Below are 15,518 nucleotides of genomic sequence, written 5' to 3' on the forward strand. Positions count from 1 at the left end.
GCTCCAGCGGACGTTGGAACGGAATCGCGACTTAGACGTCGATATTCCCCGCCTGCAGCGCATTCGACTCGATGAAGTTACGACGCGGTTCGACCTCATCGCCCATCAGCGTGGTAAAGATCTGGTCCGCCGCAATGGCATCCTCGATCTGCACCTTCAACAGGCGACGCACCGTCGGATCCATCGTGGTTTCCCACAGCTGCTCGGGATTCATCTCACCGAGACCCTTGTAGCGCTGCTTCGACACGCCACGCTCCGCTTCTTCGCGCAGCCATTCCATGGCTTGCTGGAAGTCGCGCACGGCGAATTCCTTCATCTTGTCGCCTTCGCCGCGGCGGATGATGGCGCCTTCACCCATCAGGCCCTGGAACGTCTCGGCCGAGTTTTCCAGGGTCTTGTAGTCGGCGCCGGCGACGAAATCGGCGTCGATCGACGTCGCTTGCACGTTGCCGTAGTGGATGCGTTCGATGCGCAGGCTGTGCTTGTCCGACAGCTCGTCGGAACGCACGCCCACCTTCACGCTCGACTCGTGGATCGCGTCGGCCAGCGCCTGCGCCGATTTCTCGGCCGCCTCCTGCGTCGACAGGTCCAGCTTCACGCCCGTCATGATGGCGGACAGCGCGGCGCGGTCGATCACGCGCGACAGGCGCATCATGATCGCGTTCGCCTTGTTGTACTTGTCGACGAGGTCGCCCAGCGCGCCGTCGCTGATCACCTCCGCGCCTTCCTTCGGCAGCAGCGCGGCGCCGTTCAGGGCGAAGCGCATCATGTAGCTCGCTTCCTCGACGTCGTCCTTCAGGTAGCGCTCGTCGCGGCCGGCTTTCACCTTGTACAGCGGCGGCTGCGCGATGTAGATGTGGCCCCGCTCGACCAGCTGCGGCATCTGGCGGTAGAACAGGGTCAGCAGCAGCGTGCGGATGTGGGCGCCGTCGACGTCCGCGTCGGTCATGATGATGATGCGGTGGTAGCGCAGCTTGTCGACGTTGAACTCGTCCGGACCGATCGACGTGCCCAAGGTAGCGATCAACGTGGTGATCTGTTCCGACGACAGCATCTTCTCGAAGCGCGCCTTTTCCACGTTCAGCACCTTGCCGCGCAGCGGCAGGATCGCCTGGAACTTACGATCGCGACCCTGCTTGGCGGAACCGCCTGCGGAGTCACCCTCGACGATGTACAGCTCGGCCAGCGCCGGGTCGCGTTCCTGGCAGTCGGCCAGCTTCGACGACAGGCCCAGGCCGTCCATCACGCCCTTGCGGCGGGTGAGGTCGCGGGCCTTGCGGGCCGCTTCGCGCGCGCGCGCCGCTTCGACGATCTTGCCGCAGATGATCTTGGCGTCGTTCGGTTTTTCCATCAGGAAGTCCGTGAGCGTCTTCGCCACGATCTCTTCGACCGGGCCGCGCACTTCCGACGACACGAGCTTGTCTTTCGTTTGCGACGAGAACTTCGGCTCAGGCACTTTCACCGACAGTACGCAAGTCAGGCCTTCGCGCATGTCGTCGCCCGAGATCTCGACCTTGGCTTTCTTGGCGAAGTCGTTCTCGTCGATGTATTTGTTGATCACGCGCGTCATCGCGGCGCGCAGGCCCGTCAGGTGGGTGCCGCCATCGCGCTGCGGGATGTTGTTCGTGAAGCACAGCACCTGCTCGTTGTAGGCGTCGTTCCACTGCATCGACACGTCCACCGTGATCGTCGTGTTCTGGTCCGACTGGCGCTCGCCCGTGGCTTGGAAGATGGTCGGGTGCAGCGGCGTCTTGGCCTTGTTGATGTATTCCACGAAGCCGCGGGTGCCGCCTTCGAACGCAAAGATTTCTTCCTTGCCCGTGCGCTGGTCGGTCAGCTTGATGTTGACGCCGTTGTTCAGGAACGAGAGTTCGCGGATGCGCTTCGAGAGGATCTCGTAGTGGTATTCGACGTGCGTGAAGATGTCCTCGTCGGCCCAGAAGTGCACCTCGGTGCCGCGCTTGTCGGTTTCGCCGATGACCTTGATCGGCGAAACTTCCACGCCGTCGATGATTTCGATCTCGCGGTTCAGCGGAACGCCGCGCTCGAATTCCATCTGGTGGACTTTGCCGTTCTGGCGCACGGTCACGCGCAGCAGCTTCGACAGCGCGTTCACGCACGACACGCCCACGCCGTGCAGGCCGCCGGACACTTTATACGCGTTCTGGTTGAATTTGCCGCCGGCGTGCAGTTCGGTCAGGGCGATCTCGGTCGCCGAGCGTTTCGGCTCGTGCTTGTCGTCCATCTTGAGGCCGGTCGGGATGCCGCGGCCGTTGTCGGTGATCGAGACCGAATTGTCTGAGTGGATCGTGACGTGGATCTCGGTGCAGTAGCCGGCCAGCGCCTCGTCGATCGAGTTATCGAGCACCTCGAACACGAGGTGGTGCAGGCCGGTGCCATCCGACGTGTCGCCGATGTACATGCCCGGACGCTTGCGCACGGCTTCCAGGCCTTCCAGAATCTGGATCGACGCGGCGCCGTATTCTTCCGGCTTCGCAAGAGAGGATTCCAAAACTGCTTGAGTGTTCTCGGACATGACTGCTTTCTCAAATAACGTGTGAATCAGACGGCCGGCGGGTAGGCCTGCGGTCTCGATCGTCGATCAGCCGGGCAGGACTCGCCATGGAATCCCGCACCGGCCGTTGCCGCACGAAGGACGGCAAACAACGAATATATGGGCGCTTTGCCCGAATTAAATACGCATCGGCATGACGACGTACTTGAAGTCGCCATTTTCCGGGATCGACATCAGCGCCGACGAATTCGAATCGCCCAGCGAAATGTTCACCTGGTCGCATTTCAGGTTGTTCAGCACGTCCAGCAGGTACGTGACGTTGAAACCGATGTCGATCGTGTCGCCGCCGTAGTCGATTTCCAGCTCTTCCACGGCCTCTTCCTGGTCGGCGTTGGTCGAGCTGATCTTCATCGAACCCGGGGAGATCATGCAGCGGACACCTTTGAACTTGTCGCTCGTCATGATCGCGGCGCGCTGCAGCGAACGCAGCAGCTCGTCGCGGCTGATCGTGAAGTCGTTCTTGTAACCCTTCGGGATCACGCGGGTGTAATCCGGGAACTTGCCTTCGACCAGTTTCGACACGAGTTCGATATCGGCGAACGTCAGCTTGACCTGCGACGCGGCGATGTCCAGGCGGACTTCGTCATCGCTTTCTTCCAGCAGGCGCTGCAGTTCCAGGATGGTCTTGCGCGGGATGATCACTTCCTGGCGCTCGAATTGCTGCTCGGCCGTTACCTGCGCGAACGCGAGGCGGTGGCCGTCGGTGGCCACGGCGATCACGTTGTTACCGTCCAGCACCAGCAGCAGGCCGTTCAGGTAGTAGCGGATGTCTTGCTGTGCCATCGCGAAGTGCACCATGTTGAACAGGTGCTTCAGCGTTTTCTGCGGCAGCGTGACGGTCGCGTTATAGGTGTCCGCGACGGACACGGTCGGAAATTCCTCGGCCGCCAGGGTCTGCAGCGCGAAGCGTGATTTGCCGCTCTGGACGGTCAGGCGCTTGTTCAGCAGGGTCATCGTGACGTCGCCGGATTCCGGCAGCGCGCGCAGGATGTCCAGCAGCTTGCGCGCGGCGACGGTCGTGCCCGCTTCTTCAGGGCCCGAACCGATGTTGGCCAGGGTCGTGATCTGCACCTCGGTGTCGGTCGACAGGAACGAGACGCTCTCGCCATTCTTGCGGATGAGGATATTGGCCAGAATCGGCATGGTGTGCCGACGCTCGACAATACCACTCACGATCTGCAGTGGCCGGAGAAGCGTGTCTCGGGTGGATTTGACCAGTTGCATAGATATCCTCGGTTATGGGTAAAAATGTTGTTCGCGCAATATTTTGCCAGAAATCATCGGGGGCATAGACTTTTCCCCCGCGTTCACGCATCAGCCTTTCAAGGTCTGCTCCAGCACGTGCAATTCGTGGTTGCATTCGGCGTTCTTGGCCCGGTCCTGCGCGATCTTGCGCACTGCGTGCAGCACCGTCGTATGGTCGCGGCCGCCGAACAGTTCGCCGATTTCCGGCAGGCTCTTCTGCGTCAGCTCTTTCGCCAGGTACATCGCAATCTGGCGCGGGCGCGCGATGTTGGCCGGGCGGCGTTTCGAGTACATGTCCGCGACCTTGATGTTGAAGAAGTCGGCCACGGTCTTCTGGATGTTTTCTACGGAGATCTGGCGGTTCTGCACCGACAGCAAATCCTTCAGGGCTTCCTTCACGACGTCGATCGTGATGTCCTTGCCGTGGAAGCGCGAGTACGCGAGGATTTTCCTCAGCGCGCCTTCCAGTTCGCGCACGTTCGAGCGCAGGTGCTTCGCGACGAAGAAGGCGACGTCGTCGTTCAGCATGACGCCTTCCGATTCCGCCTTTTTCATCAGGATCGCCACGCGCATTTCCAGTTCCGGCGGTTCGATCGCGACCGTCAGGCCGGAGTCGAAGCGCGAGATCAGGCGGTCGTCCATGCCGGTGATCTCTTTCGGATACGTATCCGACGTGATGATGATCTGCTTCTTGGCCGCGATCAGCGCTTCGAACGCATAGAAGAATTCTTCCTGCGTGCGGCTCTTGCCGCCGAAGAATTGAATATCGTCGATGAGCAGCATGTCCAGCGAGTGGTAGTAATGCTTGAAGTCATCGAAGCCTTTGCGCTGGTACGCCGTCACGACGTCGCGCACATACTGCTCCGCGTGGATGTAGCGGATGCGCGCGCCCGGCTGGTCGGCCATCACCTGGTTGCCGATCGCGTGGATCAAGTGCGTCTTACCGAGGCCCACGCCGCCGTAGAAGAACAACGGGTTGTACGACACGCCCGGGTTGTTGGCGACCTGGATCGCGGCTGCGCGCGCCAGCTGGTTGGCCTTACCGGTCACGAAGTTCTCGAACGTGAGGTCCGGATTGACGCGGCTCTGTTCGCGGCGCGGATTGTTCGCGATGACGTTGTCCGGCGTGACGACGGGCATCTCCGGCACCGTCTTGTCGGCCGCGGCGTTGATGCCGATCGCGCCGCTGCTGGACGGCATCGGGGCGGGGGCCGAGGAGACCGCTTTCTTCGGCAGGCTGTTCTTCGGGTCGAGCACGAACTGGACGTCGACCGGCCGCTGATAATGCTCGGACGCCAGCGCCGTGATGCGGTTCGCGAATTGCGACTTCACCCAGTCGAGCTTGAAGCGATTCGGCGCCGCAATGCGCAGCTTGCCGTCCTCGTAGTCGAGGGCAACGAGTGGTTTGATCCACGCGGTATATTGCTGCGGTGTCAGCTCGAGCTCCAACTGGTTGGAACAGGTCTGCCAAAAGTTATCCATACATCGACTAAGTTAAGCGTAACACTCTATTTTACCTGTGTTCTCGCAAGTTATCCACAGGCGATACGCGATTTTTCCACCGAAGCCGAGGCGCCCGGGGCGGCGGCTTTGTATACGGGCGCAACCGTTTGCGATACGCGGAGATGCGACCTTGACACAACGGTTGCCTTGACAGTCGACCAGCAAATGGAGTCTAATTCAGGGTTCCCCGCCCGTACGCTTTGTCAAACCGACAAAATGCACACAGGCGACAAGCTTTGCTGTGGCGTGACGCTGGCTTAACAACTGCGAAATGTCATTGGCGTAATGCTGACTCATCGTGAGCTCAGCCCCCGATTTTGCATCTATTTTGCTTTAAGCGAGACCACCATGAAACGTACTTACCAACCTTCCGTCGTTCGTCGCAAGCGCACGCACGGCTTCCGCGCACGTATGGCTACCCGTGGTGGCCGCGATGTCCTGAACGCTCGCCGCGCCAAGGGCCGCAAGCGCCTGGCTGTCTAAGCCCGGGAAGCTGCAACGACCGCGCCTACGTCAATGACAGGCGAAGGTTCGCACGACTTCGCGCGCGTTCGGCGTATCGTAAAAACGGATGAGTTTTCATCCGTTTTTCGTTTGCGCCCGGTACAAAAAACCGCGCATTTCGTGCTCTATACCCGACCGAATGCCCTGCCTCATGCGCGGCTGGGCGTCGTCGCGGCCAAACGTTTTGCCCCGCGCGCGGTGACGCGCAACACCATCAAGCGCGTCACGCGCGAACTGTTCCGCACCACGCCGCTGCCGGCGCTCGACTGCATCGTCCGCCTGGCCCGTCCGGTCAACGCCAAGGACGGTCCGGCGACGACGTCCGCGTTGAAGGCGCTGCTGCGCACCGAGCTGGCGCGCCTGTTCGCATCGCAAGCGCCGCGCGGCCGCAAGGCCAATGCCGCTCCACAGGCGGCAAACGTCGCGCCTCCAGCTTCGGAACCGGGATTATCATGAACCGGTTGCTCGTCTGGCTGTTGCGCGGTTACCAGTTGCTGGTGTCTCCGATGCTCGGACAGAACTGCCGTTTCTATCCGAGTTGTTCCAGTTATGCGATCGAGGCCGTCCAGGTCCATGGCGCCGCACGCGGCAGCTGGCTGACGCTGCGCCGCGTCTGCCGCTGCCATCCGTGGAACGAGGGCGGCGTCGACCCGGTGCCGCCTCGCGTAGATCCGCATTCCTCACCAACCGCTTGCGGTTGCAAGCATTCCTGAATAAGACCAATGGAAATCAATAAACGTACCATCCTGTGGATCGTGTTCGCCGTCTCGCTGGTCGTCCTGTGGAACGACTGGATGGTGGCCAACGGCAAGCAGTCGATGTTCTCGGCACAGCCGCCGGCCAAGGTCGCGCAGGCGCCGAATCAGTCGAAGCCGAATGACGTGCCGACGGCCGCAACGACCGTGCCCGACGCGACCGTGCCCGCCGTGCCGGGCGCACCCGCTGCGCCGGCACCGGTCCAGACCCAGATCGTCACCGTGACGACCGACGTCTACAAGGCCGACATCGACACGGCCGGCGGCATCATCCGCCGCCTGGAACTGCTGAAGTACCGCGACAAGGTCGATCCGACCAAGAACCAGGTTCTGTTCCAGAGCAATGGCCCGCGCGTCTACCTGGCCGAGACCGGCCTGACGGGCACCACCCCGGCCGGCGCACCGCCGAGCCACAACACCCCGTTCACGGTCCGTCCGGGCCCGCGTACGCTGGATGGCAACAACCAGGTGCAGGTCGTGCTGGACGCGGAGCAGGGCGGCGTGCACCTGACCAAGACCTACACGTTCAAGCGCAACGACTACGTGATCGACGTGCGCCACGACGTGACGAACCTGACCCAGGCACCCGTGACCCCGGCGCTGTACTTCCAGCTGGAACACGACGGCATGAAGCCGGAAGGCGACACGTACTTCAACAGCAGCTACACGGGCCCCACGCTGTGGACGCCGGAAGAGCACTACCAGAAGCTCACGTTCGACAAGGTCGCCAAGGGCTCGGCCGACTACGCCAAGACCGCGAAGGATGGCTGGATCGCGATCTCGCAGCACTTCTTCGTCTCGGCGTTCATCCCGAGCGCGAACTCGGCGCGCACGATCGAAGTGAAGCCGGTCGGTAACAACCTGTTCGCCATCCGCACGATCCAATCGCTGGGCACCGTCGCACCGGGTGCGACCGTCTCGAACGCCGCGCGCCTGTACTCGGGCCCGCAGGTGCAGTCGCTGCTGGAAAAAGTGACGCCGGGCCTCGACCTCGTGCGCGATTACGCGTGGGCCGCGATCATCGCCAAGCCGATCTTCGCCACGATGAACTGGCTGCACTCGATGATCGGCAACTGGGGCTGGACCATCATGGCCTTCACCATCCTGATCAAGCTGCTGTTCTTCCCGCTGTCGGCCGCCGGCTACCGCAGCATGGCGAAGATGAAGACCGTGACGCCGAAGATGCAGGCGATCCGCGAGCGCTTCAAGAACGACCCCGCCAAGATGCAGCAGGCCACGATGGAGCTGTACAAGGCCGAGAAGATCAACCCGCTGGGCGGCTGCCTGCCGATCCTCGTGCAGATGCCGGTGTTCCTGGCCCTGTACTGGGTGCTGCAGGCCGCCGTCGAGATGCGCGGCGCGACCTGGCTGTGGATCCCGGACCTGACGGTGAAGGACCCGTACTTCATCCTGCCGGTGCTGTACGCGATCTCGATGTTCGTCACGCAGAAGCTGAACCCGCAGCCGGCCGATCCGGTGCAGGCCAAGATGATGATGTTCATGCCGCTGGCGTTCTCCGTCATGTTCCTGTTCTTCCCGTCCGGCCTCGTGCTGTACTGGGTCGTGAACAACCTGATCTCGATGGCGCAGCAGTACGTCATCACCAAGAAGTTCGCGCCAAAAACGTAACGCGGCCTCCCCGCCATTCGAAGAGCCCGTGTCCGCACGGGCTTTTTTATTCGCACTACAATCCGACCATGAAACTCGATACCTCCCCCATCGCCGCCATCGCCACCGCCCCCGGCCGCGGCGGTATCGGCGTCGTGCGCGCCTCCGGCAAGGACTTGTCTCCGCTCGTGGCCGCGCTGTTCCCCGCCACGAAGCTGGCTCCCCGCCACGCCACCTACCTGCCGTTCAAGGACGCCGCGGGCACCGTCATCGACGAAGGCCTCGCGCTTTACTTCAAGGCCCCGCATTCGTACACGGGCGAGGACGTGCTGGAGCTGCAAGGCCACGGCGGCCCCGTCGTGCTGCGCATGCTGCTCGCGCGCGTGCTGGAGGCGGGCCGCGATGCCGGCCTGCGCCTCGCGGAGCCGGGCGAATTCACGCGCCGCGCCTTCCTTAACGACAAGCTCGACCTCGCGCAGGCGGAGGCCGTGGCCGACCTGATCGACGCGTCGACGGAAGCGGCCGCGAAGTCGGCGTCGCAATCGCTGTCCGGCGCGTTCTCGAAGGTCGTGCACGAGCTGGTCGAGAAGACGATCAATCTGCGCATGCTCGTCGAGGCCACGCTGGACTTCCCGGAAGAGGAGATCGACTTCCTTGAGAAATCGAATGCGCGCGGCCAGTTGAAGGGCATCGTCGATGCGCTGGAAGCCGTGTTCCGCCAGGCCGCCCAGGGCGCGCTGCTGCGCGAAGGCCTGAACGTCGTGCTGGTGGGCCAGCCGAACGTCGGTAAATCGTCGCTGCTGAACGCCCTGGCCGGATCGGACGTCGCGATCGTCACGCCGATCGCGGGCACGACGCGCGACAAGGTCAGCGAGACGATCCAGGTGGAGGGCATCCCGCTGAACATCGTCGACACGGCCGGCATCCGCGCCATCGATGACGGCATCGACGTCGTCGAGCGCATCGGCATCGAACGCACGTGGGGCGAGGTGGGCAAGGCGGACGTGATCCTGCACCTGCTCGACGCGAGCATGGGCCCCGCGAAGGCCGACGAGGACATCGTCGCCGCGTTCCCGGCCGGCGTGCCCGTCGTGCGCATCTGGAACAAGATCGACCTGTCCGGCCACCAGCCGGGCGTGACGCCGTGCGCGGACGCCGTCCACATCTATCTGTCGGCACACGACAAGATCGGCATCGACCTGCTGCGCGCGGAGCTGCTGCGCATCGCGGGCTGGCAACAGACGGGCGAATCGCTGTACCTCGCGCGCGAACGCCACCTCGTCGCGCTGCGCCAGGCGCGCGAGCACCTGCGGTACGCCGCCGACCATGCGGCGCAGGACGACCAGTCGCTCGACCTGTTTGCCGAGGAGCTGCGGCTCGCGCAGGACCAGCTGTCGAGCATCACCGGGCAGTTCACGCCCGACGATTTGCTCGGGGTGATCTTCAGCCGGTTTTGCATCGGAAAATAAAATTGCTGGCAACGTCTTGCATCGGGTGATATCTAACCTTCTACGGCGGCCTCGTTTATTTTAATGCTTGCTTATTTCTGACGTATCGCAGGTTTGCCTTTTGATATAATTTTGCAAGTTATTTTGCTTTTGGGAGGTTAAATGGTCAGAATGAGGGTGAAGAATTTCGGTCCGATTCGAGCTGGATGTACAGAGGACGAAGGTTGGATTGAAATAAAGCGAGTCACGATTTTTATCGGTAACCAAGGCTCCGGCAAGAGTACTCTCGCAAAGCTTTTCTCCACTTTCGCGTGGATGGAAAAAGCTCTCTTTAGGGGCGACTACGACAAGAAATGGTTTGAAAGAAAAGGCAGGCTAACGAACACGCTTCTCGCCTATCATCGTCTGGAAAATTATATTTCTGACGATTTGGATAATCCAACTTCTCTTGAGTACGAAGGCGAGGCCTATAAAATCACGTTTGTGGATGGGCAGCTTGAGATTCAGGAATTGGAAAATCCCGGGTATGCACTTCCGCAGGTGGTCTACGTTCCTGCAGAGAGAAATTTCATTTCTTATGTTAGAAATTCTCGGGAACTGAAAATATCGTCGGACTCGTTGAAGGAATTCGTGACCGTATTCGATAGTGCCATTGCTCATCTGAAAGGTTCAGTGCTCTTGCCTATTAATGATGTTGAGCTCGAATACGACAAGTTGAACAATATCCTGAACATCAAGGATAAGCATCACAAGCTTAGACTGACGGATGCATCCAGCGGCTTTCAGTCGTCGGTTCCATTGTTTGTTGTGACGCAATATTTGGCAGATACGCTTACCGGGGAGAGCGAATCGAAAAATCTTCCTATGAGCGCGGTCGAGATCGAGAGATTCAAGAACAGCATTGCGGAAATTTTCAGGGATTTTACTCTTACCGAAGAGCAACGTCGAGTTGCGGTCTCCGTGTTGTCGTCAAGGTTCAATAAATCAGCTTTGGTAAATATTGTCGAGGAACCCGAGCAAAACCTGTTTCCTGAGTCTCAGTGGAGTATTTTGAAGACCTTATTGCAGATTAATAACCAGCGTGCGGCGAACAAGATAGTTATGACGACTCACAGCCCGTATGTCGTCAATCTGCTGAGTTTGTCGGCTTTGGGCGCAAAGGTGAAGAAGGACATCCTTGCACACGAAGAAAAAGAACGGCTGCTGAGTAGGCTGGCGGAAGTGATCGACATCAATGCCTTAGTCGATGCGGAAGATTTGATTGTGTTTCAAGCAAATGAGAGGGATGGAACGGTAAAAAGGCTGCCAACTTTCGAAGGTATTCCGACTGACAAAAACTATCTCAATCAGTTTCTTAAGTTTTCCAATGAGATATTCGATCAGCTGCTTGAGTTGGAACAGGAAATGCAATAATGGATTTTTTCAAATTCGCATGTCAAACGGGACCGCATTCCGAATTTGAATTTGGTATATGTGACGATCAAAGCGGGGGCATCGCGTTTGTCGATAAGCGCGATTCTTCGAAGTGGGTTGCCAAAGTAAAAAACAAAGATGCTATTCCCGTAATTTTTACCGCTATCGACAAGTGTGTGATTGCTGACGGTGAATTGCCGGGGCGGGGAAGATGCGATGGGATGCTGACCGCTGACCATTTGTTGTATTTGGTCGAACTGAAAGATCAAAGGCAAAAGTGGCGCGAGCACGCTATTCAGCAGTTGATTTCGACGATAGAACTGCTTGTCGAGAACGAGGTTGACCTGAAAAAATATACGCTAAAAAAAGCTTTTGCATGCAATAGAGCCCATCCGCATTTTGTCGAAATTGATCACGAATTGCAAATGCGTTTTTTTAGGAATTATGGATTTCGCATAGATATCCAGGCTGAAGTTTTAATCCTTTCGTAAGCGGGCTGAATTCTCGTGTTTGTAATTACGTTGTTGCCACAAAAAATCTTTCCTGAATAAGGTTTTGTATCGATTTTTTGCCCGCCGATCGCTGTGCAATAGTACCTTCCGCGGATGTGCTAGGCTTGCTCCATTCATCGACATTGAGGCAACCATGGCAGTGACGCAAGACGGGATGACGAGACGCCGCTTCGGCAAGGCCGCGCTGGCGCTGGCGGCGACCGGCTTGCTCGCGTCGTGCGCGAGCATGATCGGGCCGCGCCGCATCGAGCTGTTGCAGGCGCGCCTGCAGGCCGGCCTGGAGCGCCGCTTCCCCCTGCGCAACCGCATGCTCCAGCTGTTCGACGTGCAGCTGACCCGGCCCCGCCTCGCGATCTTGTCCGAGACCGACCGCGTGGGCCTCACGCTGGACGTACACGTGGCGCCGCCGTTCATGCGCCAGTCGTGGGACGGCACGCTGGCGCTGTCCGGCCACCTCGTGCTGGACAATGCGCGCAACGCCGTCGTCCTGTCGGCAACCCACGTCGACCGCTTCGACGTCGACGGCATGGACAGCGACCGCGTGCGCGAACTGGGCCGCGCCGCCGACGTGCTCGTGAACCAGCTGCTGCGCGACATGCCGGTCTACAGTTTTCATCCCGAAGACCTGCGCTACGCCGGCGTGCAATTCCTGCCGACCCGCCTGGAGACGGCGCCCGGCGCCCTGTTCGTCACGTTGGAACCGGCGCGCTGAGTGTCGCCAAACGCCGCGTCGCGAATCTGACACGGCCGCTACGCACGATTGAACGGCGAATCGCATGCGTTACCGATACTGCTATTATTTCCGGCAGTTGGAGGGCGCGGCATCGGCGACGATGGCGTCGGGGCCTTTTGACTGTTGTTTCTTGAAAACTAGTTCGCCGGAGGCGTTGCAGAGGTAGCCCAAACGGCGCACACTGGTTTGAACGATCAGGACGGCACGTACCGCAGAAGCGGGCACAAGCGTACTTGCGCTTTCTCATGCACACGGTGTTCCACTAAAGTAATCTCTGCGTTACTGACGTGCTGCCGGTAAGGGGGTAACCTTGGAAACGATACAGGAAAGTGTTCCGGACCAGAGCGTGCCTGCCGAGCCGATCGTCGCCGCCTCGATGGGCGCGACGGCGGTGCCGGCCCGGCTGAGCCTGCCGCCCAAGGGCGCGTGCTGGTATTGCGAGAAGCCGCTCGACAGTGTCCGCCGCTTCTGTGGCAAATCCTGCGCCGATTCGTTCGACGAAGAAGCGGAATACAACCGCTGACCTGTACCGCCGCGTCCCGCCGGCGGCCGCGTTCCAGTCGCCAGACGCGTCAGCCGCCCGCCACCCGTTCCCGCAGCAGTTCCAGCGCACCGTCGAAGTCGAAGCCTTCGACCAGGTCCGCCACCCGGCGGTAATCGTCTTCCCCGAGTTCCGCGGCAAGCGCGTCTCCCGCCTCGCGCACGATGTCGACCGCATCCCCGTTGCCTTCGTCGAGCAGCGTCATCAACGTGCGCAGTGCGTCCGGATGGAATCGGGCCGGCCGCGCCGCCGCACGTGCGGGCAAGGTGCTGGCGAGCGTATCGAGTTCGCACAGCACCCGCTCCAGTTCCGCCTGCAGGCGCGCGAGGCTGCCGTGGACGTCGCCCGTGCCCGCGTGCAGCTCCCGTTCCACGGCGTCCGCCTGGCGCCGCAGAGGCACTGCCTCGATCATGGCGGCGGCCCCCTTCAGCGTGTGCACGAGGCGCAGCGCCAGCTGGGTATTGCCGTCTTCGTGCGCGGCGAGGATGCCGGCCGCCGCCTGCCGGTACTCGTTGCGAAAGCGCGCGAGGACGCGCCCGAACAGGGCGGCGTCGCCCATCAGGCGCGCGACGCCGCCCGCGTGGTTCACCGCGGGGCCGTCGGACGCATCGAGGGGGAGGCGGTGGCCGGGACTGTCCATGCGAATGGGTTGGCGCTTACTTCGTCGTGAACGACCAGGTGCGAGTGATCGGCGTTCCGTCGATGGCACCCGAGAACGTGACGTCGTACGTGGTGGCGGCGGCCAGCGGCGACAGCGGGACGATCGCCGCCGCCGACTGGTTGGTGGCCATCTGCGGGTCCTGGCCTTGTGCCAGCAGGCGCGTCGACAGGTCGGTGCTCGTGCCGTGCGCGCGGATCGTGAAGGCCTGGACCGTCAGCTTGCGCGTCAGATTCGTGTGCACGCTGACCGGGTAGCCCACTTCGTTGACGCCAGGATCCGGAACCGGATCCGGTTCCTCGTAATCGCTGAAGAAGTTGTTCGGGACCTTCGTCTGGCCATTGACCGGCCACGTGACGATCGTGCCCGCAGCGATGCCGTTGCCGTAGCCGTTGTTGGTCGTGAAATCGGCGGTGAAGTAGCTGTAGCCGGTCGTCGTCGTCGCCGCGCCCGTGCCGATTTCCTGGAACACCGGCTCGAAGATCACGAAGCGGTGGTAGATGGCCGTGATCAGCTCCTCCGCCATGTAGAAGCCGGAACCGTTGTTGGTCGCCGAGATCACCTCGCCGTACGCATTGGGGAAGCCGAACGTGTAGCCGGCCGCGCGCAGGCGGTCGTCCGGTTTCTCGCCCGTGAAGCCCGGCTTGCCGGCCGTCTGGATGTGCGTCACGGTGTTGTTGACGCGCTGGTAGTCGGAATGGCCCTGGGCCGCGATGTCGATGACGCCGCTGTGCGTCAGTGCCGGCATGCCGATCTGGCTGCGCCGGTAGTTAATCCAGTTCAGGCCATCGGTCGCGATATTGTTGGTGGCCACGGGCGCGGAAGCGTCCTGCCCCGAGAACCCGGTCGACGGCGACCCGCCGGACGTCCCATTGCCGGTGTTGCTGCCGACACCCGCCGTGCCGCTGCCGCTACCGCCGCCACCGCAGGCGACGAGCGCCCACGCCGCGGTGATGGCGAGGGCGATCTGCCGCGCGCGATGCATTCTGCTCATCATATGAAACCCCCAAATTCCGTCATGCCGGGTAAATAGAGCCTCCATTCTAGGCGAAAAAGGCCAATTGATGACGGGTTTGCGGACATTCCCGGCCGCGGCGTAACCCCATGTAAAATAAGCCATTCTTCAGCCTTCAACGAATCTCAGTGAACCCGACCCGCCACCGCCTCGCGCGCGCCAAGTTTGCCCTGCCCAGTTTCGTGACCCTGTTGTCGATCGCGTGCGGTTTCGGCAGCATCGTGATCTCGGTCGACAACGCCCCCGTGGGCGACCCGTCCGACTATCGCCTGGCCGCGATCCTGCTGGTGCTGGCCGGCGTATTCGACGCCCTCGACGGCTTCGTCGCGCGCGCCACCAACACGCAATCCGCGTTCGGCGTGCAGCTCGATTCGATCGCCGACGTGATGAACTTCGGCTGCGCCCCGGGCCTGCTGCTGTACTGCTACGGTTTCGCGGAGCTGGGCGCCGCGCATCCGACCCTCGTGCGCATGGGCGGCCTCGCGTGCTTCGTGTTCGTGGCCTGCGGCGCGCTGCGCCTGGCGCGCTTCAACGTGATGGTCGGCAAGACGGACCCGCGCTACTTCGTCGGCATGCCCATCACCGCCGGCGCCGCGTGCGTGGCTTCCGTCGTCGTCGCCTGGCCCGACCCCGTGGCCGACATGGCCGGCGCCTTCCTCGTCATGCTGCTGATGGTGGTAGTGGGCACGCTGATGGTGTCGACGGTCCGCTTCCCCAGCTCCAAGCAGCCGAAGTCGAAAGGGATGTTCGTGGCGCTGGCCGTCTGCGTGCTGTTGCTGGCGGTGCTGCGCACGCGCTTCTTCGCGCTGTTCTTCGTGTTTTATATCGGTGCGACGCTGCTGCTGAACATCGGGTGGCGCGGAGGATGGACGAAGGTCGCGCCGCCGAAAGTGTACGACGACGAAGCGGTGGATTGACGTAGGGTGGACGGCTATGCCGTCCACGCGGTGATACGTGCGGTTAAACCCGCCGCGTCCGTGCCGGCGAACGTTGAACGCGTGGACGGCG

At 61.4% G+C, this 15,518-nt stretch carries 15 protein-coding genes; 10 read left to right on the plus strand and 5 right to left on the minus strand.

Translation table 11 applies throughout. The features are described 5' to 3' along the window. Positions 1–31: 31 nt before the first annotated feature. The 3 genes from gyrB to dnaA form a co-directional block, all read right to left on the minus strand. Positions 32–2,536 carry a DNA topoisomerase (ATP-hydrolyzing) subunit B gene (gyrB, locus tag NX784_RS25350; protein ID WP_258819463.1) on the minus strand — a complete coding sequence of 835 codons (2,505 nt, stop codon included), beginning with the start codon at positions 2,534–2,536 and terminating at the stop codon, positions 32–34. A gap of 156 nt (positions 2,537–2,692) precedes the next feature. Further along, on the minus strand, positions 2,693–3,799 hold the full coding sequence (gene dnaN, locus NX784_RS25355) for a DNA polymerase III subunit beta (RefSeq protein WP_258819464.1): 1,107 nt from the start codon (positions 3,797–3,799) through the stop codon (positions 2,693–2,695). Positions 3,800–3,889: 90 nt separating this feature from the next. Next, entirely contained in the window at positions 3,890–5,302 is a 1,413-nt protein-coding gene (dnaA, locus tag NX784_RS25360) for a chromosomal replication initiator protein DnaA (RefSeq protein ID WP_258819465.1), read from the minus strand. Positions 5,303–5,671: 369 nt separating this feature from the next. On the opposite strand from dnaA, the gene rpmH reads away from it, so the two are divergent. From rpmH to NX784_RS25405, 9 genes are all read left to right on the plus strand, one after another. Continuing rightward, entirely contained in the window at positions 5,672–5,806 is a 135-nt protein-coding gene (gene rpmH, locus NX784_RS25365; protein WP_010401996.1) for a 50S ribosomal protein L34, read from the plus strand. A 33-nt stretch (positions 5,807–5,839) separates the two neighbouring features. Then, positions 5,840–6,283 carry a ribonuclease P protein component gene (rnpA, locus tag NX784_RS25370; RefSeq protein ID WP_258819466.1) on the plus strand — a complete coding sequence of 148 codons (444 nt, stop codon included), beginning with the start codon at positions 5,840–5,842 and terminating at the stop codon, positions 6,281–6,283. Beyond that, complete coding sequence (gene yidD, locus NX784_RS25375; RefSeq protein WP_166864561.1) at positions 6,280–6,540, plus strand: membrane protein insertion efficiency factor YidD; 261 nt, start codon at positions 6,280–6,282, stop codon at positions 6,538–6,540. Before rnpA ends, yidD begins: the two co-directional genes overlap by 4 nt. Before the next feature lie 9 nt (positions 6,541–6,549). Further along, positions 6,550–8,211: a membrane protein insertase YidC gene (gene yidC / locus NX784_RS25380; RefSeq protein ID WP_258819467.1), complete on the plus strand. Its 1,662-nt coding sequence runs from the start codon at positions 6,550–6,552 to the stop codon at positions 8,209–8,211. Between the two features lie 68 nt (positions 8,212–8,279). Next, the gene (gene mnmE, locus NX784_RS25385; RefSeq protein WP_258819468.1) at positions 8,280–9,659 is read left to right on the plus strand and encodes a tRNA uridine-5-carboxymethylaminomethyl(34) synthesis GTPase MnmE; all 1,380 of its coding nucleotides are present in this window, start codon (positions 8,280–8,282) and stop codon (positions 9,657–9,659) included. 141 nt (positions 9,660–9,800) lie between these two features. Next, positions 9,801–11,051 carry an AAA family ATPase gene (locus NX784_RS25390; protein WP_258819469.1) on the plus strand — a complete coding sequence of 417 codons (1,251 nt, stop codon included), beginning with the start codon at positions 9,801–9,803 and terminating at the stop codon, positions 11,049–11,051. Next, positions 11,051–11,542 (plus strand): hypothetical protein, encoded by a 492-nt coding sequence (locus NX784_RS25395; protein WP_258819470.1) that lies wholly within the window; start codon positions 11,051–11,053, stop codon positions 11,540–11,542. The genes NX784_RS25390 and NX784_RS25395 overlap by 1 nt, the downstream gene beginning before the upstream one ends. A 154-nt stretch (positions 11,543–11,696) precedes the next feature. Beyond that, on the plus strand, positions 11,697–12,275 hold the full coding sequence (locus NX784_RS25400; RefSeq protein ID WP_258819471.1) for a DUF1439 domain-containing protein: 579 nt from the start codon (positions 11,697–11,699) through the stop codon (positions 12,273–12,275). Between the two features lie 331 nt (positions 12,276–12,606). After that, entirely contained in the window at positions 12,607–12,819 is a 213-nt protein-coding gene (locus NX784_RS25405) for a hypothetical protein (protein WP_166864518.1), read from the plus strand. 49 nt (positions 12,820–12,868) lie between these two features. Here the strand turns inward: NX784_RS25405 and NX784_RS25410 are convergent, their stop codons facing one another. Further along, entirely contained in the window at positions 12,869–13,477 is a 609-nt protein-coding gene (locus NX784_RS25410) for an Hpt domain-containing protein (protein WP_258819472.1), read from the minus strand. Positions 13,478–13,493: 16 nt separating this feature from the next. Further along, positions 13,494–14,480 carry a CAP domain-containing protein gene (locus NX784_RS25415; RefSeq protein ID WP_307736139.1) on the minus strand — a complete coding sequence of 329 codons (987 nt, stop codon included), beginning with the start codon at positions 14,478–14,480 and terminating at the stop codon, positions 13,494–13,496. 158 nt (positions 14,481–14,638) lie between these two features. Between NX784_RS25415 and pssA the strand changes: the two genes are divergently transcribed. After that, positions 14,639–15,427, plus strand: coding sequence for a CDP-diacylglycerol--serine O-phosphatidyltransferase (gene pssA, locus NX784_RS25420; protein WP_258819473.1), 789 nt, complete (start codon positions 14,639–14,641; stop codon positions 15,425–15,427). Positions 15,428–15,518 lie beyond the last annotated feature (91 nt).

Source organism: Massilia pinisoli (genome assembly GCF_024753285.1).
Classification (GTDB): Bacteria; Pseudomonadota; Gammaproteobacteria; order Burkholderiales; family Burkholderiaceae_D; genus Telluria; species Telluria pinisoli.